The 24,192-nt window shown below is 70.5% G+C and carries 19 protein-coding genes; 11 read left to right on the forward strand and 8 right to left on the reverse strand.

Going from position 1 to position 24,192, the window contains the following annotated elements; translation table 11 throughout:
- Positions 1-30 precede the first annotated feature (30 nt).
- From CSC71_RS04050 to CSC71_RS04065, 4 genes are all read left to right on the forward strand, one after another.
- Positions 31-1,485: an FAD-dependent oxidoreductase gene (locus tag CSC71_RS04050; RefSeq protein ID WP_162373061.1), complete on the forward strand. Its 1,455-nt coding sequence runs from the start codon at positions 31-33 to the stop codon at positions 1,483-1,485.
- A 179-nt stretch (positions 1,486-1,664) separates the two neighbouring features.
- On the forward strand, positions 1,665-3,041 hold the full coding sequence (gene msrA / locus CSC71_RS04055; RefSeq protein ID WP_162373062.1) for a peptide-methionine (S)-S-oxide reductase MsrA: 1,377 nt from the start codon (positions 1,665-1,667) through the stop codon (positions 3,039-3,041).
- A 52-nt stretch (positions 3,042-3,093) separates the two neighbouring features.
- The gene (locus CSC71_RS04060; RefSeq protein WP_162373063.1) at positions 3,094-3,966 is read left to right on the forward strand and encodes a methylglyoxal synthase; all 873 of its coding nucleotides are present in this window, start codon (positions 3,094-3,096) and stop codon (positions 3,964-3,966) included.
- A gap of 126 nt (positions 3,967-4,092) precedes the next feature.
- Entirely contained in the window at positions 4,093-4,530 is a 438-nt protein-coding gene (locus CSC71_RS04065) for a PepSY domain-containing protein (protein WP_162373064.1), read from the forward strand.
- 381 nt (positions 4,531-4,911) lie between these two features.
- Here the strand turns inward: CSC71_RS04065 and CSC71_RS04070 are convergent, their stop codons facing one another.
- The 6 genes from CSC71_RS04070 to recC form a co-directional block, all read right to left on the reverse strand.
- On the reverse strand, positions 4,912-6,162 hold the full coding sequence (locus tag CSC71_RS04070; protein ID WP_162373065.1) for a TCR/Tet family MFS transporter: 1,251 nt from the start codon (positions 6,160-6,162) through the stop codon (positions 4,912-4,914).
- A 230-nt stretch (positions 6,163-6,392) separates the two neighbouring features.
- A complete protein-coding gene (locus CSC71_RS04075) occupies positions 6,393-6,785 on the reverse strand; it encodes a YchJ family protein (RefSeq protein ID WP_162373066.1) in 393 nt (130 codons plus the stop codon).
- 4 nt (positions 6,786-6,789) lie between these two features.
- Complete coding sequence (folE, locus tag CSC71_RS04080; protein ID WP_162373067.1) at positions 6,790-7,389, reverse strand: GTP cyclohydrolase I FolE; 600 nt, start codon at positions 7,387-7,389, stop codon at positions 6,790-6,792.
- Positions 7,390-7,491: 102 nt separating this feature from the next.
- Positions 7,492-9,330 (reverse strand): exodeoxyribonuclease V subunit alpha, encoded by a 1,839-nt coding sequence (recD, locus tag CSC71_RS04085; protein WP_162373068.1) that lies wholly within the window; start codon positions 9,328-9,330, stop codon positions 7,492-7,494.
- Positions 9,327-12,929, reverse strand: coding sequence for an exodeoxyribonuclease V subunit beta (gene recB, locus CSC71_RS04090; protein ID WP_162373069.1), 3,603 nt, complete (start codon positions 12,927-12,929; stop codon positions 9,327-9,329). Before recB ends, recD begins: the two co-directional genes overlap by 4 nt.
- Complete coding sequence (recC, locus tag CSC71_RS04095; protein WP_162373070.1) at positions 12,926-16,255, reverse strand: exodeoxyribonuclease V subunit gamma; 3,330 nt, start codon at positions 16,253-16,255, stop codon at positions 12,926-12,928. Before recC ends, recB begins: the two co-directional genes overlap by 4 nt.
- A 173-nt stretch (positions 16,256-16,428) precedes the next feature.
- On the opposite strand from recC, the gene CSC71_RS04100 reads away from it, so the two are divergent.
- The 6 genes from CSC71_RS04100 (at position 16,429) to CSC71_RS04125 (ending at position 20,531) form a co-directional block, all read left to right on the forward strand.
- Positions 16,429-17,217 (forward strand): ABC transporter ATP-binding protein, encoded by a 789-nt coding sequence (locus tag CSC71_RS04100; RefSeq protein WP_162373071.1) that lies wholly within the window; start codon positions 16,429-16,431, stop codon positions 17,215-17,217.
- A complete protein-coding gene (locus tag CSC71_RS04105; protein ID WP_162373072.1) occupies positions 17,217-17,969 on the forward strand; it encodes an MlaE family lipid ABC transporter permease subunit in 753 nt (250 codons plus the stop codon). The genes CSC71_RS04100 and CSC71_RS04105 overlap by 1 nt, the downstream gene beginning before the upstream one ends.
- 4 nt (positions 17,970-17,973) lie before the next feature.
- Positions 17,974-18,495 (forward strand): outer membrane lipid asymmetry maintenance protein MlaD, encoded by a 522-nt coding sequence (mlaD, locus tag CSC71_RS04110; protein WP_162373073.1) that lies wholly within the window; start codon positions 17,974-17,976, stop codon positions 18,493-18,495.
- A complete protein-coding gene (locus CSC71_RS04115; RefSeq protein WP_162373074.1) occupies positions 18,492-19,154 on the forward strand; it encodes an MlaC/ttg2D family ABC transporter substrate-binding protein in 663 nt (220 codons plus the stop codon). Before mlaD ends, CSC71_RS04115 begins: the two co-directional genes overlap by 4 nt.
- Positions 19,147-19,431 (forward strand): STAS domain-containing protein, encoded by a 285-nt coding sequence (locus CSC71_RS04120; RefSeq protein ID WP_162373117.1) that lies wholly within the window; start codon positions 19,147-19,149, stop codon positions 19,429-19,431. The genes CSC71_RS04115 and CSC71_RS04120 overlap by 8 nt, the downstream gene beginning before the upstream one ends.
- A 74-nt stretch (positions 19,432-19,505) precedes the next feature.
- Positions 19,506-20,531, forward strand: coding sequence for an MlaA family lipoprotein (locus tag CSC71_RS04125; RefSeq protein ID WP_162373075.1), 1,026 nt, complete (start codon positions 19,506-19,508; stop codon positions 20,529-20,531).
- Between the two features lie 151 nt (positions 20,532-20,682).
- On the opposite strand, the gene CSC71_RS04130 is transcribed toward CSC71_RS04125, so the two are convergent.
- Entirely contained in the window at positions 20,683-21,228 is a 546-nt protein-coding gene (locus tag CSC71_RS04130; protein ID WP_162373076.1) for a glutathione peroxidase, read from the reverse strand.
- A gap of 32 nt (positions 21,229-21,260) precedes the next feature.
- Complete coding sequence (locus CSC71_RS04135) at positions 21,261-22,604, reverse strand: DNA recombination protein RmuC (protein WP_162373077.1); 1,344 nt, start codon at positions 22,602-22,604, stop codon at positions 21,261-21,263.
- 171 nt (positions 22,605-22,775) lie between these two features.
- Here CSC71_RS04135 and CSC71_RS04140 point away from each other — a divergent pair, with 171 nt between their 5' ends.
- Positions 22,776-24,191 carry an amino acid permease gene (locus CSC71_RS04140; RefSeq protein ID WP_162373078.1) on the forward strand — a complete coding sequence of 472 codons (1,416 nt, stop codon included), beginning with the start codon at positions 22,776-22,778 and terminating at the stop codon, positions 24,189-24,191.
- Position 24,192 lies beyond the last annotated feature (1 nt).

Genomic DNA, 24,192 nt, shown 5'->3' on the forward strand with positions numbered 1-24,192 from the left:
ACAGACAACCGTATTGATGAGATTGAAAGCATGAGCCGCAAGCAAGCCTTCCAGTTCCTCGACCTGCCGCGCAAGATGCCGCAGCGCATCCCGCTGGAGCTGCGCACTGCCGGCGACTGGGGCGAGCTGTACGGCAAGTTCGGCCTGGCCGACGCGCAGTACCAGGCCGGGCGCTGCCTCGACTGCGGCAACCCGTACTGCAGCTGGAAGTGCCCGGTGCACAACGCGATCCCGCAATGGCTGCAACTGGTGCAGGAGAACCGCATCGACGAAGCCGCGGTGCTGTGCCATTCGACCAATCCGCTGCCGGAAGTCTGCGGCCGCGTGTGCCCGCAGGACCGCCTGTGCGAGGGCGCGTGCACGCTGGAGGAGTTCGGCGCGGTGACGATCGGCGCGGTCGAGAAGTACATCGTCGACACCGCGCTCGACAGCGGCTGGCGCCCCGACCTGCGCAGCGTCGGGAAGACCGGCAAGCGCGTCGCGGTGATCGGCGCCGGCCCGGCCGGGCTGGCCTGCGCCGACCGCCTCGCCTACGCCGGCATCGACGCGGTGGTCTACGACCGCTACGAACAGATCGGCGGCCTGCTGCAGTTCGGCATCCCCAGCTTCAAGCTCGACAAGTCGGTGATCGCGCGCCGCCGCGAGGTGCTCGAGGGCATGGGCATCGAGTTCCGCCTCGGCGTCGAGGTCGGCAGGGACGTTCCGCTCGACGAACTGCTCGCCGAATACGACGCGGTGTTCCTCGGCACCGGCGCCTATCGCTACACCGATGGCGGCCTGCCCGGGCAGGATTCGCCGAACGTGCTGCCGGCGCTGCCTTTCCTGGTGCAGAACGGCCGCATCGTCGGCGGCAACGACCCGTGGGGCCGGCCGATCGCCGGCTGGGAAGACAAGCTGGTCCTGCCCGACCTGCACGGCAAGCGCGTGGTCGTGCTCGGCGGCGGCGACACCGGCATGGACTGCGTGCGCAGCGCGATCCGCCTCGGCGCGGCGAAGGTCACCTGCGCCTACCGCCGCGACGAAGCCAACATGCCCGGCAGCGCGCGCGAGGTCGCCAACGCGCGCGAGGAAGGCGTGCGCTTCCTGTTCAACCGCCAGCCGCTGGCGATCCAGAGCGACGAGGCCGGCAACGTCATCGGCGTCGAAGTCGTCGAGACCCGGCTGGGCGAGCCCGACGCGCGCGGCCGCCGCAGCGCGGTGCCGATCGCCGGCAGCGAATCGCTGCTGGACGCCGACGTGGTGATCATCGCCTTCGGCTTCTCGCCCGGCGTGCCGGACTGGCTGGCCGCGGCCGGCGTCGAAGGCACGCCGAACGGCCGCATCGTCGCCACCGCGGAAGACGGCGACGGCCGCCTGCCCTACCAGACGACCCACCCGAAGCTGTTCGCCGGCGGCGATTGCGTGCGCGGCGCCGACCTGGTCGTCACCGCCGTCGCCGAAGGCCGCGACGCGGCGCAGAGCATCGCGCGGATGCTGCTTGCCTGAGGCGCCATCCGCCGCGCCCGGCATGCCCGTCCGTCCGCAAGAAATGCCCATCGGTTCGAAACCGGCTTTTTGCCTGACTTTGCGCTGAAAACGCCGCGCACGGCTGCTGCAATCGCCGCGCGAAAGGCGGACGATGCGCCTACGGGCGAAACACGCGCTGCAATCCGGAGGGCGCTTCGATGTTCAAGACACCACGATTCCTGTTGCCGGCCGCGCTGGCCGCGCTCGCCGCCTGCGCCGCGAGCGATGCCTCGCCGCCGGCCGCGGCGGCAAAGGCCGGCGATCCCGACGCGAAAACCGAAAGCATCGTGCTCGGCATGGGCTGCTTCTGGGGCGCGGAGAAGCGCATGTCGGCCCTGCCCGGCGTGGTCGACGTCGAAGCCGGCTACGCCGGCGGCGACGACCCGAAGGTGCGCTACGACGACCTGCACAAGCAGGAACTGCGCCTGCGCGCCGGCAGGAGCGATGCGCGCAACCACGCCGAAGTGGTCAAGGTCCGCTTCGATCCGGCGAAGACCACGCTGGAGAACGTGCTGATCGGCTTCTGGCAGAACCACGACCCCACCCAGGGCGACCGCCAGGGCAACGACGTCGGCAGCAACTACCGCAGCGCGATCTACTACGCCGACGAAACCCAGCACCAGCTGGCGCTGGCCACGCGCGACGCCTACCAGCAGGCGCTGCGCAAGGCCGGTTACGGCGCCATCACCACCGAGATCGCGCCGCTGCGCAACTACAACCGCGCCGAGGACTACCACCAGGACTACCTGGTCAAGCATCCCGACGGCTACTGCGGCCTCGGCGGCACCGGCGTGGCCTACGCGCCGACGCAAGCCGCCGCCGACGCGGGCGCTGGCCCCGCTGTCGCGAAAGCTGCCGCGCCGCTCGATCCGGCGAAACTGTCGCTGCAGCGGCAGCTGGTTTCGTTCGAGGCCGAAGACTGCCCGTACTGCGCGAAATTCCACGCCGAGGTGATGGACCACTGGAGCAGCCCGGTGCCGATCGTCGCGACGCTGAGCCCGCGGCCGCCGCAGGGCTGGACGCTGGCCAAGGCGCTGTTCGCCACGCCGACGATCGTGCTGTTCGAGAACGGCAAGGAAGTCTCGCGCTACACCGGCTACAACGGCGACAAGGCGCGCTTCTGGGGCTGGCTCGGCCAGCGCCTGCTGACCCCGGAGCAGCGCCGCATCGCCTTCGAGCAGGGCACCGAGACCGCGTACACCGGCTCGTACCTCGACGAGGAGCGTCCCGGCACCTTCGTCGATCCGATCACCGGCGCGCCGCTGTTCCGTTCCGACAGCAAGTTCCACAGCGGCACCGGCTGGCCGAGCTTCTTCAGCCCGATCCCCGGCTCGATCACGCTGCACAAGGACCGTTCGCACGGCATGGTCCGCACCGAGGTGCGCAGCGCCAGTTCCGGCATCCACCTCGGCCACGTGTTCGACGACGGCCCGCCGCCGACCGGCAAGCGCTACTGCATCAATGGCAACGTATTGGTATTCGTGCCGGACAAGCCGGGCGAAGACTGGCGGGTGGCGGTGAAGGCGGCGAATTGATCGTCGCCCGGGCGACGTACACTGTCGGCATCCCGACCGATGCCGACACCCCATGCGCCTGGGCCTCGCCGCCAACAAGCTTCACCACGCCAACGACAACGCCGCGCTGTTCCGCTGGCTGCGCGCCTGCGAACCGGGCATCCGCGAACTCGGCCTGGGCCTGCACGCGGTCGGCCGCACCTACGACGCGATCGCCGCCGCCGGCATGCTGCGCGGCCACGACGGCCTGAAGCGCTATCCCTATGGCCGCGACGGCGGGCTGATGAAGCTGGTCGCCGAGGTCGTCGGCATCGAAGGCGCCGAGCGCACGCTGGACGGCGCGATCTACCTGATCGACCCGGTCGATCCCTCGTCGATCTTCCCCGAGGCGGTGGCGCTGAAGCGGCAGTGCGTGATCCACGGCAAGCCGTTCGTCTCCACCGTGGCCTCGGCGCGCGACTGGATCGAGATGGAACGCATCCACGCCGGCCTCGCGCCCGACCGCAACGCCGACGTTTTCCACGCGCTGGAATCGCAGACGCTGGCGCTGATCGCGCACGACGCGATGAAGGCGACGATGCTGGCGTTCGCCGCCGACAGCTTCGACGTGCTGTCGCGCTACGCGCAGCGCGTCGCCACCGGCACCACCGGCCAGCAGCTCAACGAACTGGCGTGGAGCCGCGGCTGGCCGCGGGACACGCCGTGGGTGGTGCGCTACAACAGCGGCCCGCTCGGCGGCGACGCGCAGATCGCCGACCGCGTGCTGGAGCGGCGCTGCCAGCGCGTGGTGTTCTTCGAGGACCCGCACGTCGCACGCCAGCACGAGGCCGACATCCAGCTGCTGGAGCGCGCGGTGACCACGGTCACCGACGAAGCGGTGTGCATCACGTCGCCGGCGGTGGCGAAGCGCTGGATCGAAACAGCGAGGTTGCGCGCCGCGCGATGACGCCGCATCACGCGGCGTTCAACACCATGAAATCCGGGTCAGCAACGTGCAAGGCGCGTTAGTTCATCGTCGAGTCCGGAAGCGCTTGGCAACATCGCCACACCCTTCCACTGCAGGAGAAATTCCATGCAGAAGCACCATGCGTTGTTTGCAATGACCGCACTGGCCGTCGTCGCGTTCGCCGTCCGCGCGCAGGACGCGGCGCGGGACGCGCTGACCGAACCGCAGGTGCGCGCCCTGCTCACCGACAACGGCTACAGGCGCATCGACGACCTCGATTTCGAGGACGGCATGTGGGAGACCGAGGCCACCAGCGCCGACGGCAACCGCGTCTACCTGCGGGTTCCGGCCAACGGCTCGGGCATCCGCGCCGAAGCCCTGGTGTCGACGCTGAGCAAGGCCGACGTCAAGGCCAAGCTCACCGCCGCCGGCTACTCCAAGGTGCACGACGTCGAATTCGACGACGGCGTCTGGGAGGCCCAGGCCGAACGCGAGGACGGCAACGACGTCATCCTCCGCGTCGATCCGAACAGCGGCGAGGTCCTCGCCGTCGAGAACGACTGACCCTGCGGGCAACGGCGCCGCCGTAGAAGCGGTGCCGTTGCCTGTTTCGTGTCCGTGTCCCAGTCGTGGTTGCTGTTTTCAATCCATGCAGCGTGTAAGCCAGACACTATCGCTATGTGCCGAAAGCGAATGAATCACGGTCCCAAGGACGCGATGGAACAGTGGTCCGGATCCAGAGCCGCGAATACGGACGAAAGGCACACCTTCATCGTGTTCAAGCCGAACCGATACCTCTTCTTCCTCAGATCGCATTTCGACGTCGTATTCATTTCCTGACACGAATTCCGGCCAAGAACCCAATTCCTCAGCCAAATCCGTTGGAAGGGAAAAATAGGAATCGATTCGTACGTCTCTGTTCGACATAGAGCGGAACCTCATGCCTCAAGCGTGCACGGATGCTGCTTTTGCAAACCGCCAGCCGATCAGCAAGCCGGCGAACAGGAACGCCGCCGCCAGCAGCCACGGCGCGCCGGGCAGGTGCAGCGGCGCATGGTCGCTGATGAACAGGCCGAAGGTGCCGGCGAACATCAACGGCGCGAAGATGCCGGCCAGCGAGACCAGCGACATCAACGCGCCCTGCACGCGGCCCTGCGCGTCGGCGCTGACCTGCCGGGTGATCAACGCCTGCGTCGCCGGACCGGCGAGGCCCCACAGCGCGCTGATCGGCAGGCCGACCAGGAACATCCAACCGGTGCCAGCGAAACCGTAGACCACGAAGCCGACCACGCCGCACGCCAGCCCGAACAGCAGCGTGCGCCGTTCGCCCAGCGCGGGCACGATGCGCCCGACCAGCCCGGCCTGCACGATCACGCTGCACACGCCGACGATGCCCAGCACCCAGCTCACCTGCCGCGCGTCCCACTGGTACAGGTATTCGGCGAACAACACGAACACGCTGGGATACACGTAGTGCGCCAGGTTGGAGACCAGCACCACCGCGGCCAGGCCGAACACCTGCGGGAACCGGCGCAACATGCCGAGCGAGCCGACCGGATTGGCGTGCGACCAGTCGAAGCGTGGCGTGCGCTTTTCCTTCGGCAGCGATTCCGGCAGCACGAACCAGCCGTACAGGAAGTTCGCCAGCGCCAGGCAGGCCGAGAACCAGAACGGCGCGCGCAGGCTGATTTCGGACAACTGCCCGCCGATCACCGGGCCGATGATGAAGCCGAGGCCGAACGCGGCGCCGATCTTGCCGAAGGCCGCGGCGCGCTTCTCCGGGGCGGTGACGTCGGCGATGTAGGCGTTCGCGGTGGTGAAGCTGGCCGAGAACATGCCGGAGAACACTCGTGCGATCAGCAGCCACGGCAGCGACTGCGCCAGCGCCATCAGGATGAAGTCCATGCCCAGGCCGAAGCACGACAGCAGGATCACCGGGCGCCGGCCATGGCGGTCCGACAGCGCGCCCTGGATCGGCGTGCAGAAGAACTGGATCCCCGCGAACAGCGTGCCGAACACGCCGACCCACCAGCTGGCCTTGGCGAAGTCGCCGCCGGTGAATTCGCGCACCAGCCCCGGCAGCACCGGGATGATCACGCCGAACGACAGGATGTCGATCAGCACGGTGACGAAGATGAAGGCCAGCGCGGCCTGACGGGCTGGGTTTGCTGCGGATTCGGGAGCGGGGGAATTCATCCAGGCCTTCCTGCCGGGCGGAAGCGCGCATTATGCGTTCCCTTCTCCCTCCGGGAGAAGGTGGCGCGAAGCGCCGGATGAGGGTTCGGCGAAGCTGACTGCGCCAGGGTTAGCCAAAGATCCAACCAGCGGCCTGCACACTTCTTGTCGCGACATCGCGAGTGCATGCATTTCCGCTCCACCGAACCCTCACCCCAACCCCTCTCCCAATGGGAGAGGGCCTTCACGGCTCAGCCGACGTCGCCGTCGACGTAATACCAGCGGCCGCCTTCGCGGCGGAACCGGCTCGTCTCGCGCATCCGCTGCGCCGAACCGCCGCCGACGCGGAAACGCGCGGTGAACTCGACCTCGGCGGCATCGTCGCCGGCCGGCCGGTGCGCATGCACGGTCAGGCCGAGCCAGGTCGGCCGCCGGTGACCCGCTTCGCCGGATTCGAGCGATGCCGGCCGCGTCTCCGGCGCCCAGGTCGCGAGCAGGTAGTCGTCCAGTTCGAGGACGTAGGCGCTGTAGCGCGAACGCATCAGCGCCTCTGCGTCGGGCGCTGCCTCGCCGGCGTGGAAGCGGCCGCAGCAGCCGGCGTACGGCCTGCCGCTGCCGCAGGGACAGGCCGGCGGCGCCTTCATCGGCTCAGCGCTTGCCGTTGCCGGTCTCGATGAAGCGCAGGAACTCGGTGCGGGTGCGCGCGTCCTCGCGGAAGATGCCGAGCATCTTCGAGGTGACCATGCTGACCCCGCGCTTGTGGATGCCGCGCGTGGTCATGCACTCGTGCGCGCCCTCGACCACCACCGCGACGCCGCGCGGCTGCAGCACGTCCTGGATGCAGGTGGCGATCTCCGCGGTCATCTTCTCCTGCACCTGGAAGCGGCGCGCGTAGGTCTCGACCACGCGCGCCAGCTTGCTGATGCCGACGACCTTGCCGTCCGGCAGGTAGCCGACGTGGGCGCGGCCGATGATCGGCGCCATGTGGTGCTCGCAATGGCTTTCGTATTCGATGTCGCGCAACACGATCATCTCGTCGTAGCCGGCGACTTCCTCGAAGGTGCGCTCCAGGTAGGCGCGCGGATCGTCCGTGTAGCCGCTGAACCAGTCGCCGTAGGCCTCGACCACGCGCCGCGGCGTGTCGAGCAGGCCCTCGCGCGACGGATCCTCGCCGGCCCAGCGCAGCAGCGTGCGCACGGCGTCCTCGGCCTGTTGCTGGCTGGGTCTGTTCGCGTAGGCGTCGCTCATGGCGCGAAGGCTCCTCGACTCGGGACGCGCATGGTACCCGGTTTGCCGTGACGGCGCCCTCGCCGCGGCGGTTTCCCCGCGCGGGAGCGGCGCGCGCCGCCCCTACCGGGACGCGATCTCGGAAAGTCGGGGAGACAGGCCCGATACGCGCACCACGTGGCGGCCGAGCGCGGCGCGCAACACGGCTTCGGAAGCGGCGATGTGAAGCTCGCCGCGGGCGCGGGTGATCGCGGTGTAGACCAGTTCGCGCGAGAGCACGCGGTTGTCGTTGCGCGGGAGTTGCAGCCAGACGCTGTCGAACTCGGAGCCCTGGGCCTTGTGCACGGTGGTGGCGAAGGCGCTGTCGTGGGCGGGGAGCGCCGCCGGGTGGAAGGCGCGCGGATTGCCTTCGGTTTCGCCGGGAAACCAGGCCAGCAACGCGCCGTCCGCGCCGCGCAGGCAGACGCCGACGTCGCCGTTGAACAGGCGGTTGCGGTAATCGTTCTCGGTGACCAGCAGCAACTGGCCGTGGAAATGCTCCGTCGCGGCGCGGCGGCGGACGCCCGACAACAGCTCGCCGATGCGCACGTTGAGCGCGTGCACGCCCTGTGCGCCTTCGCGCACGGCGGCAAGCAGGCGCAGGCGCGCGGACAGGGCGAGCGCAGCGACCGGATCGTCGGTCGCCGCGAGTTCGCGCCAGCGCGCGAGCAGGATGTCGCGATGCGCTTCGAGCGGATCGGCCAGGTTCTCGTGGAAATGCACCCCGCCCAAACCGCCGCGCAGCAATTGCAGGGCCGCGTCGGCATCGCCGTCGCGCACCGCCTCGGCCAGCGGCGCCAGTCGCAGCGATTCCTGCTGGCGGTAGCCGCGGCGCAGGTGCACGCGGCGCGCGGCGAAGGCGCGGGGGGCGTCGTCCGCGGCGGGCGACGCAGAGAGCAGCGGTTGCAACAGCCTCGCATCCTCGGCATCGAGGGAAGCGCCGTCGCCGGCCGCGTGCAGGATCGCCGCAAGCACGTCGCCGGCCTCCACCGACGGTAGCTGGTCGGGGTCGCCTAGCAGGATCAGCCGCGCGCCGTCGGCGACCGCTTCCACCAGTTTCGCCATCAGCGGCAAGTCGACCATCGAGGCTTCGTCGACCACCACCACGTCGTGCCGCAGCGGATTGTCCGCGCCGTGGCGGAAGTCGACCGATTCCGGAATCGTGCCGAGCAGGCGGTGCAGCGTGCGCGCCCCGGTCGGCAAGGCATCCAGCAGGGTCGCGTCGACCTTGCCCTGCAGCTTCCGCAATGCCGAACGCAGGCTCTCGGCCATGCGCTCGGCGGCGCGGCCGGTCGGCGCGGCGAGCGCGATGTCCGGCAGCGGCTGTTGCTGCTGCACGGCGCGCGCGGCCAGCAGCACCAGCAGGCGCGCGATGGGCGTGGTCTTGCCGGTGCCGGGGCCGCCGGTGACCAGCAGCAGCTTGTGCCGCAACGCCATCGCCGCGGCGCGCGCCTGCAGGTCCTCGCCGGCTTTCGCCTCGGGGAACAACACGGCGAACAGGTCGCCGAGCGGTTCGACGCCGGCGTTCGATTCCGGCGACGCGGCGATGCGCTGCAGGCCGGAAGCCAGGCGCCGCTCGTATTCGCGATAACGGCGCAGGTACAGCAGTCCGTTCTCGAGCACCAGCGGCGCATCTGCGGGGGAAACTCCGGCCGGCGCCGCCGGCTGCGCCACCCAGCGCGAACCCGCCAGCGCCCGCAGCCAATCCGCCGTCGCCGGCCACGCGAACGCGCCTTCGACGTGCAGCTGCGGCCGCGACGGATCGAACGCCGCATGTCCCTGCGACACCGCCAGCGACGCGAGTGCGGCGGCGGCCAGCACTTCGTCCGGCGTGGCGCCGTCGAGCCGGCGCAGGCTCTGCGCGAAGGCGTGGTCGAGGGTGCGCAGCGCGCCGGCGCGGGCCAGGTCGTCGAACAGGCTCATGCGGCGCTCCGTTCGCCATCGCGACCGAACAATCCGTCGAGTCCATCGACCAGTGCGGCATCGAACTTGCGCTCGTGGATGCCGCGCCCATCGCCGCGCGCCGCGTCGATGCCGCGGCAGAACAGGTAGCGGATGCCGCCGAAGTCGCGTTCGTAGTCGTACTCCGCGCCGCGGCGGAAGCGCAGCCAGCGGTGCAGCGCCACGGTGTAGACCAGCGCCTGCAGGTCGTACTCGCTGTGCCGCATCGCGCGTTCCAGGCCGGCCGCGGCGTAGTCGCCAGCGAGGTCGTTGGACTTCCAGTCGAGCACGTAGCAGCGTCCGCCATGGAAATAGGTCAGGTCGATCTTGCCGGTCATCAGGCCTTCCAGCTGCCGGCGCGCGCCGAAGCCGTTGCGGTCGCGCGAGACGCCGTGCTCGTGCAGCAGCTTCAGCAGCTCCCGTACCGCGGTCGGCTGCAGCGAGAAGTGGAACTCGATCTCGGCGCGACGGCGGTCGCCCGGCACGTCGCACAGGCGCACGCCTTCGGGCATCGTCGCGGTGAGCGCGTTGCCGATCAGCGGCGTCAGCGCGGCGACGCCGTCGTCGAGCGCGTCGTCGGCGAAGCCGCGGCCGATCAAGGCCTCCCGCAGCACTTCGTCCTGCCCGGCCGGCGCAGCCGGGCCGACCCGCCAGCCGCGCCACGCGGCGAAGTCGCAATGCTCCAGCGCATCGTGCAGCGCGCTGCCGTAACCGGTGCCGGCGAAGCGCGGGTCGCGCTGGGCGTCGCCGGATTCCCCCGCGGCGGCGGTATCGTCCTCCGGTTCGTCGGCGGCCGGGCTCTCGTCGAGCGCGGTCGTGGTCGCGCCTTCGCCGGCATCGGCTTTCGACAGCTGGCTGAAGCTGTATACCCACCAGTCGCGCGACAGTTCGACGCGCGGTTCGCGCGCGGCGGCGACCTCGGCGTCGGCTTCCGGCGGCAGGCGCTTCGGCGCGGGGCCGACCTTGCCGTCGTCGAGGAAGATGTCGGCGCAGGCCTCCAGTGCCCCTCTATCCGCGAGCATCTTCCACAGCGGCGTGGCATGCGCGTTGTAGAACGGCCCCGCCGCGATCCACAGCGCGTGCTCGGCGCGGGTCAGGCCGACGTAGAGCAGGCGCGCGTCCTCGGCGCACTGTTCCCGCTTCCAGCGTTCCACCGCATCCTTCCAGCGCGAACCGTCGCCGGCCTTCCAGTGCAGCTCGCGGCCCTTGTCCCTGTCGTAGGCCACGCAGTTGCGGTTCGGCGCCTTGTGGTCGCGGCCGATGCCGGCGTACGGCAGGAACACCAGCGGGTATTCCAGGCCCTTGCTCTTGTGCAGGGTGACGATCTGCACGCGCCGGGCGTCGGATTCCAGGCGCAGTTGCTGCGCCTCGTCGTTTTCGTCGGCCTCGGCGATGCGCCGCTGCAGCCAGTCCGACAGGTCGCGCAGGCCGAGCGTGCGCGCGTGCGCTTCCTGCAGCTGTTCGCCGAGCTGCAGGTAGTTGCTCAGGCGGCGCTCGCCGTCGAGCAGGCCCATCAGCCGCTGCGCGTTGGCCGCGCACAGGTCGGACACCAGCGCGAACGGACCGTTGCGCAGGTAGCGCTCGCGCCATTGCATCAGCGCGTGCAGGCGCGAGCCCATCGCGTTTTCGTCGGTTTCCAGCGCGGCCACCATCGCGGCGCTTTCGCCCAGCAGCACGGTCGACAGCAGCGCGCGCAGCCGACCGGGGTCGCCGGGTTGCAGCAGCGCCTGCAGCAGCGCGGACAGGTCGCGCGCCTCGTCGGTGTCGAACAGGCTGTGCTTGCCGGCGGCGACGGCGGGAATGCCGACCTGCCCCAGCGCGTCGCGGATGCGGGTGGCTTCGTAATGGCTGCGCACCAGCACGGCGATGTCGCCGGGGCGCACCGGTTCGCCGTCGATACTGGCCTTGCCGGCGCGCGCGTCGGACAGCACCGAGTGAATCGCGGCGACGCAGGCGCGGGTGGCGGCATCGCGCGAGTTGCCGGCATTGAGCTCGCCTTGCTTGTTGAGCTTCCCAGCGTCGGGCTCGATCATGCGCACGGTCAGCGCCGGCGCGGGCTTGCCGTTGCGGACGAAGTTTTCGTCCTGGCGCTTGCCGCCGGGGCGGACGGTCTCGAAGGCGATGCCTTCGATGTCGAACGCGGTTTCCTTGCCGGCGATCTCGTACAACCTGTCGATCGCGCGCAGCACGCCGGGGCGCGAGCGGAAGTTGTGCGACAGCGGCGGCGCAGGCGTCGCTTCCCGCTTCGCCGCGAGGTAGGTGTGCACGTCGCCGCCGCGGAAGCCGTAGATGGCCTGCTTGGGGTCGCCGATCAGGAACAGCGCCGGCTCCGTCCCGTCGCCCGCCTCGCCGAACACGTTGCGGAAGATTTCCCATTGGCGCTCGTCGGTGTCCTGGAATTCGTCGACCAGGGCAATGGCGTACTGTCTGCGCAGGTTGCGGCGCAGTTGTCCGGCGTGCGCGCCCTGCAGCGCGTCGGCGACGCCGCCGATCTGGTCGTCGAAGCTTTGCACGCGGCGCTCGCGCTTGGTCGCGGCGAGACGGGTGCGCGCTTCGGCGCGGATGCGGTGGAGAAGCTGGATGCGGCGGCGCTCGGCGTATGCGTCGCAAGCCTCGCGCATCGACAGATACGCCTCGACGGCCGGCGAGAGCGGCGACCTTGGGGTCTTGCCGGCATGTGCCTTCTTTGTGCCCTTTTCCAGCTCCGCAGCGGTCAGCTTGGCGAGCCTCGTCTGCGGCACGGCGCCGATGCCGGCCCCGGCGCAACAGCGGTCGAGCTCGCGGCGCAGCGGTTCGACCCAGTCGCGCCTGTAGCTGTTGCGGTTCATGACGTCGCCATCGATGGCCGACAGCAATGCGTCGAAGAATGCCGCGCCGTGCTTCACGTACGCGGCAACGAGCCCTTCCGCTGCCGCCTTCAGCCGCGGAAACGGGTCCTCGCCAAGCTCTTGTGGCTCCGGCAGCAATACCTTCTGCTTCACCAAGGCCGGCAAATCCTTCGCCAGGTCTTCGGGCTTCGACCACAACGCCGACAAATCCTCGGCCTCGACCGCATCGGCCGCATGCACGCGCCACAGGTCCGCGGCCAGTGCCTCGAACAACTCGTGCTCGCTGCCCAGCAACTCGGGCGCGGCGAAGGCGATGCCGGTCTCCAATGCGTGTTCGCGCAGCACGCGGGCGCAGAAACCGTGGATGGTGAAGATCGAGGCGAGGTCGATCTCCAGCGCGGCGGTGCGCAGGCGGCGCTGCAGGGCGGCCGGGGTTTCCTCGCTGCGTTCGAGATGGCGCTCGACGATCCGGCGGGTCAGCCGCTTTTCCGGGTTTTCGTCGGCGGTCGCCCCGGTGCCGACCAGGCCGGCCGCGAGTGCCAGCCGCTCGCGGATGCGCCGGCGCAGTTCCTGCGTGGCCGCCTCGGTGAAGGTCACCGCCAGCACCTGGCCGATGCGCAACTGCTTCTCGACGACGAGGCGCACGAACAGCGTGGCCAGCGCGAAGGTCTTGCCGGTACCGGCGCTGGCCTCGATGAGGCGGATGCCGTGCAGTTCCAGCTCCAGCCCGGAGTCGTCGCCGCGCGCGGTCATGCGCCCTCCCCTGCATCGGCGAAGCCCGTGAATACCTCGCCAGCGCAAACCGCCTTGAACACCCGATGCGCGGTTTCCGCGAATTCGCGCGACACGTCCTCGCCCGCGAACGGGTCGGCGCCGCGCAGGGCCAGCCGGATCGACGGCGATGCGCTTTCGGCGTCGATGTACTCGCCGCCGTACCACTGGTCCTCGGCCTTCTGCCGCGCGCGATCCGGCCGGTCTTCCTTGTACCAGGCCCAGCCGCTGCGCGGGCCGTACTGCAGCGGCGCGCGCAGGCCGCGCTGGCGCAGGTCGAGCAGCGCGGCGAGCACGCGTTGTGCCTGTTCCTTGTCGAAAGGTTCGAGCACGTGCGGGCCGATGTCGCCTTCGCCATCGTCGACGAACTCGACCAGCGGCAACCGGATGCCCTGCGCCGCCGCGGCCAGGCGGTCGATGCCGTGCCGCACCCACGAGGTGCCGTTGCGCTGGCCGATGCGCACGCGGGCGATGCCCCCGGGATAGGCGTCGACGAGGTTGCCGTGCAGCTTCCAGCCGTCGATGCCGACCTCGACCGGCAACGATTGCGGGCGATCCTCGCCACGCCAGTCGGCGAACTTCGCGGCGTACGGCGCCACCTCGTCGACCAGCTTGCGCAGCCCGCGCCGGCCGACCTCGCCCGACGGCACCAGCGCCCGCGCGCGCAGCCGTGCGTACAGCGCGTCGGGGTCCACGCCGGCGAGCAACGCGTCGAACACCTGCTGCTTCAGCGCCCAGCCTTCCAGCCCGCGCGCGGCCACCTGCAGCGGCTCGACGTCCTCGACCGTGTTGGCTTCCTCGGGCAGGCGCAGGCCGAGGCGCTGCGACAGGAAGCGCCCGGCCGGGTCGAGCAGGAAGCGCTTCAGTTCGTCCAGCGACAGTTCCCGCTCCATGTCCTTCGGCGGCGGCAGCGTCGCATCGAACCATCGCGGCAACGCTTCCCGCGTACCGGAAGCGCCCGCCGCCGCCGGCCGCCATTCGCCGCGATAGCTGAAGCGCCGCGTCTCGGGCTCCTCGTCGCCGCGCCGCTGCCGCTTCGCTTCGCCGAACGCCTGCGGCGAGAACGGCTGCAGCGGGTGGCGCACCACGAATTTCCTGCCGAACGCTTCGTCGTCGGCATGGGGCCGTTGCGCCACGGCCAGCAACTCCGCCACCAGCGGCGAAGGCTCGCGCGTGCTGCCGTCGCGCGGGTCGGCGCCGAGGTAGCTGAGGTAGAACACGTCCTGCGCGGCGGCGAACAGCTGCAGGAACAGGTAGCGGTCGTCGTCGCGCAGCGAGCGGTCGCCGGCGCGGCGCGCCGGCGTGCCCAGCGCGGTCGCCAACCGGTTGAGCCCGGCGGACGGATCGCGGCGCGGGTATTCGCCGTCGTTCATGCCGAGCACGCAGAGGGCGCGGAACGGCAGCAGGCGCAGCGGCACCATGCGGCCGAAGCCGACGCCGCCGCTCATCAGCGGTGCGCGGGTGTCGGCTTCGCCGAGAACACTGGCGAAATGCGCGCGCACCGCCTCGGCCGGCACCTCGCCGTCGAAGCCGGCGTTCGCCGCACCCTTCGCGAATTCGTCGACGTGCCTGCGCAGGCGCTCCAGCGCGCGCTGCGCGTCGTCTTCGCGCGGCTGGCGCGGGAACAGCGCGTCGAGCAGGTCGAGCAGGCGCCGGCGCCATTGCGCCGGCGCCGCCGCTTCGCCCAGCAGCTTCTGCTGCCGCGCGAGCAGGCGCAGCAGCCGCAGCAAACGGTCGAGCGCATCCAGCGCGCTGCCTTCCAGCCGCGGCCACGGCGCGACGCCGCCGATGTCGGCTTCGTCGCCGCTGGCGTGGCCCAGCAGCAGGCGGTCGATGGCGAACGCCCAGGTGCCGGCATCGTCGCGCGGGGCGCCGGCGCGTTCGCGGTGTTCGGCGTTGATGCCCCAGCGCGCGCCGGCCTCGCGCAGCCACGCCTGCAGCTGGTCGAGCTCGGCCGCGGCCAGTCCGCCGTTGCCGGCCAGCGCGGGGCTGGCCAGCAGGTCGAGGATCTCGTGCAGGCCGAAGCGCGAGGCCGGCAGTTGCAGCAGGCGCAGGAACAGGTCGGCGACCGGTTCGCTGGCCAGCGGGCTGGCGTCGGCGACGGTGTAGGGAATGAAGTCGGCGTGGCCGCGGCGGCCGCCGAACACGGCTTCGACGTAGGGCAGGTACGGGTCGATGTCCGGCGCGAGCACGGCGATTTCGCGCGGCTGCAGCGGCGGATCGAAGCGTTCGTCGTCGAGCAGCGCACGCAACTGGTCGTGCAGCACCTGCACTTCGCGCAGGCGGGTGTGGCAGGCGTGGACCTGCAAGCTGGGGTCGTCCCGTTCGATGGCGACGCGCTGCGCGGCGGGCTTCGGTTCCCGGTTGAGCAGGTCGGTTTGCAGCCGGTGCAGCAGGCTGTCGCCGAACGGTTCGGGATAGGTGCCGAGGTCGATGGTCGGGTGCACGACTTCGTAGCCGCCGAGCACGGCCATGAAGTCGCGGCCGACGGCGCCCCAGTCGCGCAGCAGCGGGTTGTCGTCGTCGCCTTCGCCGAAGGGATCGAGGCCGGCGCGGAGCTTTTCCTTCAGCGTCTGCAGGTCGCCCCAGAATTCCCGGGTCGGCGAGGGCAGGTAGAAGTGCAGGGTGCCGGCGCGGGCCTGGGTGGCGATGACGCGCAGCACGTCGGGGGAGACGTTGAGGGTGGCGAAGACGAACAGGCGCGGGGGCAGGCCTTGCGGCACCGCCCCGGTTTCGCCGAAGCGGGCGAGGTAGTCGCCGATCCGGCGGGCGCGGTGCGCTTCGCCCCTGGCGAGGTGACGCCACAGCGTCGCCTGCGGGTCGTCGGGTTCGGCGCCCTGCTCCCAATCGAGCAGCCAGTCGCGGCGCCAGGCCTGGTATTTCTCGAAGATGTCGGCGAGCTCGGCGGCCAGTGTCCAGGGCTTGAGCGGGTCGGCGTCGGCCAGGTAGTCGCGCAGGGGCCGCATCGCCGGCTTGCGCATCAGGGCGGGGTCGCGCAGGGCGGCGTAGAGGCGCCAGTGCAGGGCCGGCGCGTCGAAGGCGTCGCCGCGGTCGCGGAGGTTTTCCTTCAATGCGCGGGCGACGAATTCGCCGGGGGCGAGGAATTCGAGGTTGGCGGCGATGCCGTGGGCCTGGGCCAGTTCCGCCTGCAGCCAGCGCTTCATCGCGGCCTGGGGAACGAGGATCACGTCGGGGGCCAGCAGGTCCTGCCCCGGCGCGGGCCGCTTGAGCTCCCCGGCCAGCAGACCCGCCAGCACCTGCAGCGAGTTGGAGTGGTAAAGGCGGAAGTCGGCGGCGGTCCCCTGCATCAGGCCATGATGCCCAATGGCCATCGCAATTGCCGAGACCTTGCGTTCCGGCGCATGCGGGCGGGCGACGACGCACGTCGAATACCATACCGACGGGTGCAGGTTCGGTTCAGCCCGTACCGGCGAAGCTTGAGCGTTGTTTTTCCGTTAACCCGTTGCCCGCCTCCCCATCGATGACACCCACCGACGTCCCCGCCATCCGCCTTGCCGGCCTGCAGCTGGACCGCGGCGCGCGCACGATCCTGCGCGGCATCGACCTGGTCGTGCCGAAGGGCAGCATCACCGCGGTGCTGGGGCCGTCGGGCTGCGGCAAGTCGACGCTGCTGTCGGCGATCACCGGCGAGCTGGTGCCGGCGGCGGGCACGGTCGAGCTGTTCGGCCGGGCGGTGCCGCGGCGCAGCCGCGAGCTGCTGGAGCTGCGCAAGGGCCTGGGCGTGCTGTTGCAGGGCAACGGCCTGCTGACCGACCTGACCGTGGCCGAGAACGTGGCGTTGCCGCTGCGCACGCACACCAAGTTGCCCGAGCCGCTGGTCCGCCGCATCGTCGACTTCAAGTTGAACGCGGTCGGCCTGCGCAACGCCGCCGAACTGTACCCGCGCGAGCTGTCCGGCGGCATGGCCCGCCGCGTGGCGCTGGCGCGGGCGCTGGCGCTGGACCCGCCGATCGTCATCTACGACGAGCCGCTGACCGGCCTCGACCCGATCGCCAGCGGGGTGATCATGAGCCTGATCCAGCGCCTCAACGACACGCTGGGCCTGACCAGCGTCATCGTCAGCCACCACGTGCACGAGACCCTGCCGATCGCCGACCAGGCGGTGGTGATCGCCAACGGCGGGCTGGTGTTCTCCGGCACGCCGGCGGAACTGCAAGCCTCGCCCGACCCGTTCGTGCGCCAGTTCCTGCACGGCGAACCGGACGGCCCCATCGCGTTCGACGCGGGCAAGCGCGCGGAGGCTGCGTAATGGCGTTCGCCGAATCGGTCCGCGCGCTCGGCTCGGCCGGGCTGTTCTCGCTGTCGGTGCTGCGCGCGTCGAAGCCGACCCGCGACTTCTTCGCCGAACTGACCCGCGAGATCTACAAGATCGGCGGGCGCTCGCTGCCGATCATCGTGGTCGGCGGCGCCTTCGTCGGCCTGGTGCTGACCCTGCAGGGCTACCGCACGCTGACCACGTTCGGCGCGTCGGACGCGCTGTCGACGCTGCTGGGCCTGTCGCTGTACCGCGAGCTGGGCCCGGTGCTGACCGCGCTGCTGTTCATCGGCCGCGCCGGCTCGTCGATCGCCGCCGAACTGGGCCTGATGCGCGCCACCGACCAGATCAAGGCGCTGGAGCTGATGGCCATCGACCCGGTGGCGAAGGCGGTGGCGCCGCGCTTCTGGGCCGCGGTGCTGACCGTGCCGCTGCTGACCGGCTTCTTCTGCTCGCTGGCGATTTCCGCCAGCTGGTTCGAGGCGGTGCGCGTGCTCGGCCTCGACAACGGCACGTTCTGGTCGGCGCTGCAGAACAGCGTCGACTTCTGGGACGACTTCGGCGTGGCCCTGCTGAAGTCGGCGATCTTCGGCGGCACCTCCGCGCTGGTCGCCGCCCACGTCGGCTACCACGCCGAACCGACCATCGAAGGCACCTCGGTGGCGACCACCCGCGCGGTGGTCAACGCCTCGCTGCTGGTGCTGATGTTCAATTTCGTCCTGTCCGCCCTGCTTTTCAGGAGTTGATCCCATGTCCATCCGCGGACCCCGCCTCGAATTCGCCGTCGGCGCCTTCCTGCTGCTGGCACTGGCCTCGTTGCTGGTGCTGGCGATCGCCTCGACCAACCGCAACTTCGGCTTCGGCAAGCACGACTACGAACTGAAGGCGCGCTTCAGCAACCTCGGCCAGCTGCGCAAGCAGGCGCCGGTGAAGATCGGCGGCGTGGTGGTCGGCCAGGTCAGCGACATCCAGCTCGACCCGGTCAAGTTCGATTCGGTGCTGACCCTGACCATCGACGACAGGTTCAAGGACCTGCCCGCCGACACCGCCGCCGGCATCCTCACCAGCGGCCTGCTCGGCGAGAACTACGTGAACCTGTCGCCGGGCGGCGACCCCGAGGTGCTCAAGCCCGGCGACGAGATCGCCTTTACCCAGCCGGCCGTGGACCTGATCCAGCTGGTCGGAAAGTACATGTTCAGCGGCGCTGGGAATAATGCGGCCGGCAACAATCCGCCCCCACCACCTCCGCCGGAGGAAGGAAACGCACAATGAAGTCGAATCTGCTCACCGCCGCCGTCGCCGCCGCGCTGCTGGTTTCGGCCCCGTTCGCCGCCAGCGCGCAGCAGGCGCAGGCCACCGCGCGCGTCGCGCCCGCGCCGCAGAGCAGCGCCAGCAAGCTGGTGCTGGACAGCAGCACGCGCATCCTGACCACGCTGGAGAAGCGCCGCGCCGAATTCCGCGCCAGCCCGGCCGCGCTGAACGCCTACGTCGACAGCGAGTTCAACCGCCTGTTCGACCGCGAGTACGCCGCGCGCCTGGTGCTGGGCCTGCACGGCCGCGGCGCCAGCGACGCCGACGTCAAGCTGTTCGCCGACGCGCTGGCCGACAACCTGCTGGCGCGCTACGGCACCGCGCTGCTCGATTTCGACGGCCAGCTGAAGGTGCGGATCAAGTCCGAGGCCGCGCTGCCCGGCGGCCGCGGCGTCAAGGTGTCCAGCGAGTTCCTGCGCGCCAGCGGCGAGCCGGTGCCGGTCGACTACCTGATGCGCAACACCGGCGGCCAGTGGAAGCTGTTCGACGTGATGATCGAAGGCATCAGCTACGTGCAGACTTTCAAGAACCAGTTCGACGCGCCGTTGCGCACCAAGAGCATCGCCCAGGTCGCCGCCGACCTGCGCGCGGGCAGGCTGCAGGCCGGTGGCAATAACTGAGGCCGGCTGCCGCCGCGACGGCGACGCGCTGGTGTTCGCCGGCGCGCTCGACCGCACCGCCGCGGGCGCGTTGTGGACGCAGGCCAGCGCCGCGCTGGAGGGCGTGCAACGCTTCGTCCTGACTTCGGTCACTACCGTCGACAGCGCCGGGCTGGCATTGTTGGCCGAACTCGCCGCGCGCGCGCGCGCGGCGGGCGCGGCACCGGCCATCGAGGGCGAACCGCCGGGGCTGTCCGACCTGCGCGCGGCCTACCGGCTGACCTCCGGCCTGGCCTGATCCGCACCGGCGCGACGCCCCGCTCCGGCATCTCCAGACGTCCGTTCCGCGCTTCACCAAGGACCCCCACCCCAATGAAGCCGTACCGCCTCGCCATCGCCGCCGTTTTCGCCGCGCTCGCCTCGGCCTGCGCCAGCGCGCCGCCGTCGGCCGCATCGGCCGATCCCGTGCCGCAGATCGTCGCCGCCGACGCGCCGGCCGACGCCACCGCCGACGACGCGGGGCCCGCGGCGGAAGCGCCGCCCGCCGAAGCCGCCGCGGACGAACCCGCGGCCGCCAGCGCGGCCGAGCAGGACTTCGCCGCGATCTACGGCCAGGACTACGACCCGGTCGCCGACCCCACCCTGCCGCCGGAAGCGCAGCTGCCGGTCAGCTACGACCCGTGGGAGAAGTACAACCGCAAGATGCACGCGTTCAACAACGCGGTCGACCGCGGCATCGCGCGGCCGCTGGCGCGCGGCTACGTCAAGGTGGTGCCGAAGCCGGTGCGCACCGGCGTCAGCAATTTCTTCGACAACCTGCGCTCGCCGCTGTCGATGTTCAACCTGTTCCTGCAGGGGCGGCCGAAGGACGCGTGGGACACGCTGGGCCGCTTCCTGATGAACACCACGTTCGGCATCGGCGGCCTGTTCGACCCGGCGAGCAAGGCCGGCGTCGCGCGCCACAATGCCGACTTCGGCCAGACGATGGCCGTGTGGGGCTGGCGGCGCTCGCGCTATTTCGAACTGCCGCTGTTCGGCCCGCGCACCGTGCGCGACGCCTTCGGCGTGGTCGGCGACATCCCGCTGTCGCCGACGCACTTCATCGAACGGGACGCCGTGCGCGTCGGCCTGCAGGGCGTGCAACTGGTCGACACCCGCGCGCAACTGCTGCCGCTGGACGGCATGCGCGACGGCGCGCTCGACGAATACGCGCTGGTCCGCGACTCCTGGCTGCAGCGGCGCAACTACCAGATCCAGCAGCGCGTCGGCGAGAAGAAGGACCAGGACGAGTCGCTGCCCGACTACCTGCGCGAACCCGACAGCATGCCCGACGTGCCGGCCAACGCGATGCCGATCCCGGTGACGCTGCCGGTGCCGAGCATCGACGGCGGCGGCTGAGCCGCCCTTCCCGCGGCATCGCGAAAAATTGCCGGGAGCAAATTTCGGCATCGCGTCGGCGATGGCCCGAAGGGTTGCCGCCATGGATGGCGGCAACAAAAAAGACCGCCGGATGGCGGTCTTTTCCGTTGCGGGGAACCCGTCGCGGGCGTCAGGCGGCCAGCGCCGCGTCGATGGCTTCGCGCAGGCGCGGATCGTCGGCGCCGATGTCCGGCGCGAAGCGGGCGGCGACCCGGCCGTCCTTGCCGACCAGGAACTTCTCGAAGTTCCACAGCACGCCCGGCGGCGGATTGACCGGAATGCCGAAGCCTTCCAGCCGCGCGCGGTGCGGGCCTTCGCCGATGCGTTCCGGCTGCGCTTCGGTCAGCGCGCGGTACAGCGGATGGGTCGCGTCGCCGGTGACCGCGATCTTCGAGAACAGCGGGAAGGTCACGTCGTAGTTGGTACTGCAGAACTGCGCGATCTCGGCGCCGCTGCCCGGCTCCTGCTGCTTGAAGTCGTTGGCCGGGAAGCCGAGGACCTCGAGGCCGGCGGCGCGTTTTTCGCGGTACAGCTTCTCCAGCCCCTCGTATTGCGGGGTGAGCCCGCACTTCGACGCGACGTTGACCACCAGCAGCACCTTGCCGGCGTAGTCGCCGAGCGTGGCCGGGTTTCCGTCGATGGTCGTCAGCGGGATGGCTTGCAGGGGAGTCGTCATGGCGGTCGTCCGTGGCGGGGGAGAAACGGCCATTATGCGCCGTCGTCTCCCGCATCGCCGAGCAGGCGCTGCGCATCCTCGCCCGGCAGGGCCTCGATGCCGCGCAGCTGCCGCTCGATCGCGCGCGTGCGCACGCCGGCCTGCTTGATGCTGTTCTGCACGGTATCGAGCTGGCCGTGCGCCTTCTCCAGCACGGTGGCGAACTTGCCGAACTCGGTCTTCACCGCGCCGAGCAGCTGCCGCACTTCGCTGGAACGCTTCTCGATGGCCAGCGTGCGGAAGCCCATCTGCAGGCTGTTGAGCAGCGCGGCCAGCGTGGTCGGGCCGGCGACCACGATGCGGTGCTCGCGCTGCAGCACGTCGACCAGGCCCGGCCGGCGGATCGATTCGGCGTACAGGCCCTCGGTGGCGAGGAACAGCACCGCGAAGTCGGTGGTGTACGGCGGCGCCACGTATTTCTCGTTGATCGACTTGGCCTGGACGCGGATGGCGCGCTCCAGTTGCGTGCCGGCCGCACGCATCGCCTCGACGTCGCCGCGCTCCTGCGCGTCGAGCAGCCGCTCGAAATCCTCGCGGGGGAATTTCGCGTCGATCGGCAGCCACACCGGCACATCGCCGTCGTCGCGCCCGGGCAGGCGGATCGCGAAATCGACCATCTCGCCGCCATCGGGCCGCACCTTCACGCCGCGCGCGAACTGCTCGGGCGCGAGGATCTGTTCGAGCAGGCTTTCCAGCTGCACCTCGCCCCAGCCGCCGCGATCCTTGACGTTGGTCAGCACGCGCTTCAGGTCGCCGACGCCGGTCGCCAGCTGCTGCATCTCGCCGAGGCCGCGCTGCACCGCTTCCAGGCGCTCCGACACCAGCTTGAAGCTCTGCCCGAGCCGCGCCTCCAGCGTGCTCTGCAATTTTTCGTCGACGGTGGCGCGCATCTGTTCCAGCTTCGCCGCGTTGTCGCTCTGCAGTTCGCGCAGCCGCGACTCCAGGGTGGCGCGCATCTCGCCGATGCGCTGCTCGTTGCGCTGGGTCAGTTCGCGCAGCTGCGCGGCCAGGGTGTCGGCGAACTGCTGCTGGCGCACGGCCAGCTCGGTGCGCGACTTGTGCGCGTCGTCGGTCAATGCGGCGCGCAGTTCGTCCAGCCGCTGGTCGGTGCGCAGGGTCAGGTCGGTGAGGCTGCGGCCGAAGCCGTCGATGCGGGTTTCCTGCTGGCGCGACAGGCCGTCGAGCTGCTCGCGCAACTCGCCGCGGCCTTCGCGCTGTTCCTCGCGCAATGCCTTTTCGAGCCGGGTTTCCGGGCGGCGCAGCAGCAGCGCGACCAGCAGCACGATGACGACCGCCACCAGGACGACGAGTACGACGAGCAGGGTTGGGGAATCCATGCGCACAGTGTAGCCGGGGCGGTCTCAACGGCTGCTACCGCGCCCGCTTCGCCGGGGCGGTCGCGTCGTACCGGCGGGAAACGAAGGCAGCGGCGCGGGCCTGCCCGGCTTCCCGGCCGCCTCCGCCGCCATGCGAGAATCCCGGCATCGACATCGAGGGGAAGGGACCGCATGAGCTGGCTGCGCCGCAAATCCATCGACCTGGTCACCGCGCACGAGGAAGGGCGCCGGCTGCTGCCGACGCTGAGCTGGCCGCACCTGGTCGCGCTGGGCATCGGCGCGATCGTCGGCACCGGCATCTACACGCTGATCGGCGTCGGCGCCGGCCTCGCCGGACCGGCGGTGCTGGTGTCGTTCGTCGTCGCCGGCGTGGTCTGCGCCTGCGCCGCGCTGGCCTACGCCGAGATGGCCACGATGATGCCGGCCGCCGGCAGCGCCTACACCTACAGCTACGCGGTGCTCGGCGAGACGCTGGCGTGGATCGTCGGCTGGAGCCTGATCCTCGAATACACGCTGGTGGTCAGCGCGGTCGCGGTGGGCTGGTCGGGGTCGGCGCAGGAATTCCTCGCCGGCATCGGCCTGCCGCTGCCCGCGGCGCTCGCCGCCGGGCCGCACGCCGGCGGCATCGTCAACCTGCCGGCGGTGCTCATCACCTTCGTCGTGGCCGGCCTGCTGATCGTCGGCACGAAAGAGAGCGCCACGCTCAACGCGGTCCTGGTGGCGGTGAAGGTGGTCGCGCTGACGGTGTTCGTCGCCATCGCCCTGCCGCACTTCGACGCCGGCAACCTGCATCCGTTCATGCCGCACGGCTTCTTCGAGAGCATCGGCGCGGACGGCAGGAAATACGGGGTGATGGCGGCGGCGGCGATCATCTTCTTCGCCTTCTACGGCTTCGACGCGATCTCGACCGCGGCCGAGGAAACCAGGAACCCCGCCCGCGACCTGTCGATCGGCATCGTCGGCTCGATGCTGGCCTGCACGCTGATCTACGTGCTGGTCGCGCTGGCCGCGGTCGGCGCGCTGAGCTATGCCGTGTTCACCCAGAGCGCGGCGCCGCTGGCGCTGATCATGCGCGAGCTGGGCCAGGGCACGGCGGCGGGGATCGTGTCCGGCGCGGCGGTGGTCGCGCTGCCGACCGTGCTGCTGGCGTTCTTCTACGGGCAGAGCCGCATCTTCTTCGTGATGTCGCGCGACGGCCTGCTGCCGCGCTCGCTGTCGAAGGTGGGCAGGCGCGGCACGCCGGTGGCGATCACCGTGTTCACCGCCGTGCTGACCGGCGCGCTGGCCGGGGTCGCGCGCCTCGACGAAATCGCCGCGCTGGCCAACGCCGGCACGCTGATCGCGTTCGTCGCCGTCGCCGCCTGCCTGCTGGTGCTGCGCAAGCGCGAGCCGCAGCGCCCGCGCGTGTTCCGCACGCCGCTGGCGTGGCTGGTCGGGCCGGTCGCGATCCTCGGCTGCGCCTACCTGTTCTGGAGCCTGCCGACGAAGACCCAGCTGTGGTGCCTGCTGTGGAACGCGTTCGGGCTGGTCGTCTACCTGGCCTACAGCCGCCGCCGCAGCCTGCTGGCGAAGGGCGTGGACGCATGAA

This window comes from Pseudoxanthomonas sangjuensis (genome assembly GCF_010211755.1).
Classification (GTDB): Bacteria; Pseudomonadota; Gammaproteobacteria; order Xanthomonadales; family Xanthomonadaceae; genus Pseudoxanthomonas_A; species Pseudoxanthomonas_A sangjuensis.

What these genes read in the sequence shown, in the direction of transcription:
- CSC71_RS04050 (WP_162373061.1), top strand. Translation starts at nt 31, where the DNA reads ATGAGCCGCAAGCAAGCCTTCCAGTTCCTCGACCTGCCGCGCAAGATG.
- msrA (WP_162373062.1), top strand. Translation starts at nt 1,665, where the DNA reads ATGTTCAAGACACCACGATTCCTGTTGCCGGCCGCGCTGGCCGCGCTC.
- CSC71_RS04060 (WP_162373063.1), top strand. Translation starts at nt 3,094, where the DNA reads ATGCGCCTGGGCCTCGCCGCCAACAAGCTTCACCACGCCAACGACAAC.
- CSC71_RS04065 (WP_162373064.1), top strand. Translation starts at nt 4,093, where the DNA reads ATGCAGAAGCACCATGCGTTGTTTGCAATGACCGCACTGGCCGTCGTC.
- CSC71_RS04070 (WP_162373065.1), bottom strand. Translation starts at nt 6,162, where the DNA reads ATGAATTCCCCCGCTCCCGAATCCGCAGCAAACCCAGCCCGTCAGGCC.
- CSC71_RS04075 (WP_162373066.1), bottom strand. Translation starts at nt 6,785, where the DNA reads ATGAAGGCGCCGCCGGCCTGTCCCTGCGGCAGCGGCAGGCCGTACGCC.
- folE (WP_162373067.1), bottom strand. Translation starts at nt 7,389, where the DNA reads ATGAGCGACGCCTACGCGAACAGACCCAGCCAGCAACAGGCCGAGGAC.
- recD (WP_162373068.1), bottom strand. Translation starts at nt 9,330, where the DNA reads ATGAGCCTGTTCGACGACCTGGCCCGCGCCGGCGCGCTGCGCACCCTC.
- recB (WP_162373069.1), bottom strand. Translation starts at nt 12,929, where the DNA reads ATGACCGCGCGCGGCGACGACTCCGGGCTGGAGCTGGAACTGCACGGC.
- recC (WP_162373070.1), bottom strand. Translation starts at nt 16,255, where the DNA reads ATGCAGGGGACCGCCGCCGACTTCCGCCTTTACCACTCCAACTCGCTG.
- CSC71_RS04100 (WP_162373071.1), top strand. Translation starts at nt 16,429, where the DNA reads ATGACACCCACCGACGTCCCCGCCATCCGCCTTGCCGGCCTGCAGCTG.
- CSC71_RS04105 (WP_162373072.1), top strand. Translation starts at nt 17,217, where the DNA reads ATGGCGTTCGCCGAATCGGTCCGCGCGCTCGGCTCGGCCGGGCTGTTC.
- mlaD (WP_162373073.1), top strand. Translation starts at nt 17,974, where the DNA reads ATGTCCATCCGCGGACCCCGCCTCGAATTCGCCGTCGGCGCCTTCCTG.
- CSC71_RS04115 (WP_162373074.1), top strand. Translation starts at nt 18,492, where the DNA reads ATGAAGTCGAATCTGCTCACCGCCGCCGTCGCCGCCGCGCTGCTGGTT.
- CSC71_RS04125 (WP_162373075.1), top strand. Translation starts at nt 19,506, where the DNA reads ATGAAGCCGTACCGCCTCGCCATCGCCGCCGTTTTCGCCGCGCTCGCC.
- CSC71_RS04130 (WP_162373076.1), bottom strand. Translation starts at nt 21,228, where the DNA reads ATGACGACTCCCCTGCAAGCCATCCCGCTGACGACCATCGACGGAAAC.
- CSC71_RS04135 (WP_162373077.1), bottom strand. Translation starts at nt 22,604, where the DNA reads ATGGATTCCCCAACCCTGCTCGTCGTACTCGTCGTCCTGGTGGCGGTC.
- CSC71_RS04140 (WP_162373078.1), top strand. Translation starts at nt 22,776, where the DNA reads ATGAGCTGGCTGCGCCGCAAATCCATCGACCTGGTCACCGCGCACGAG.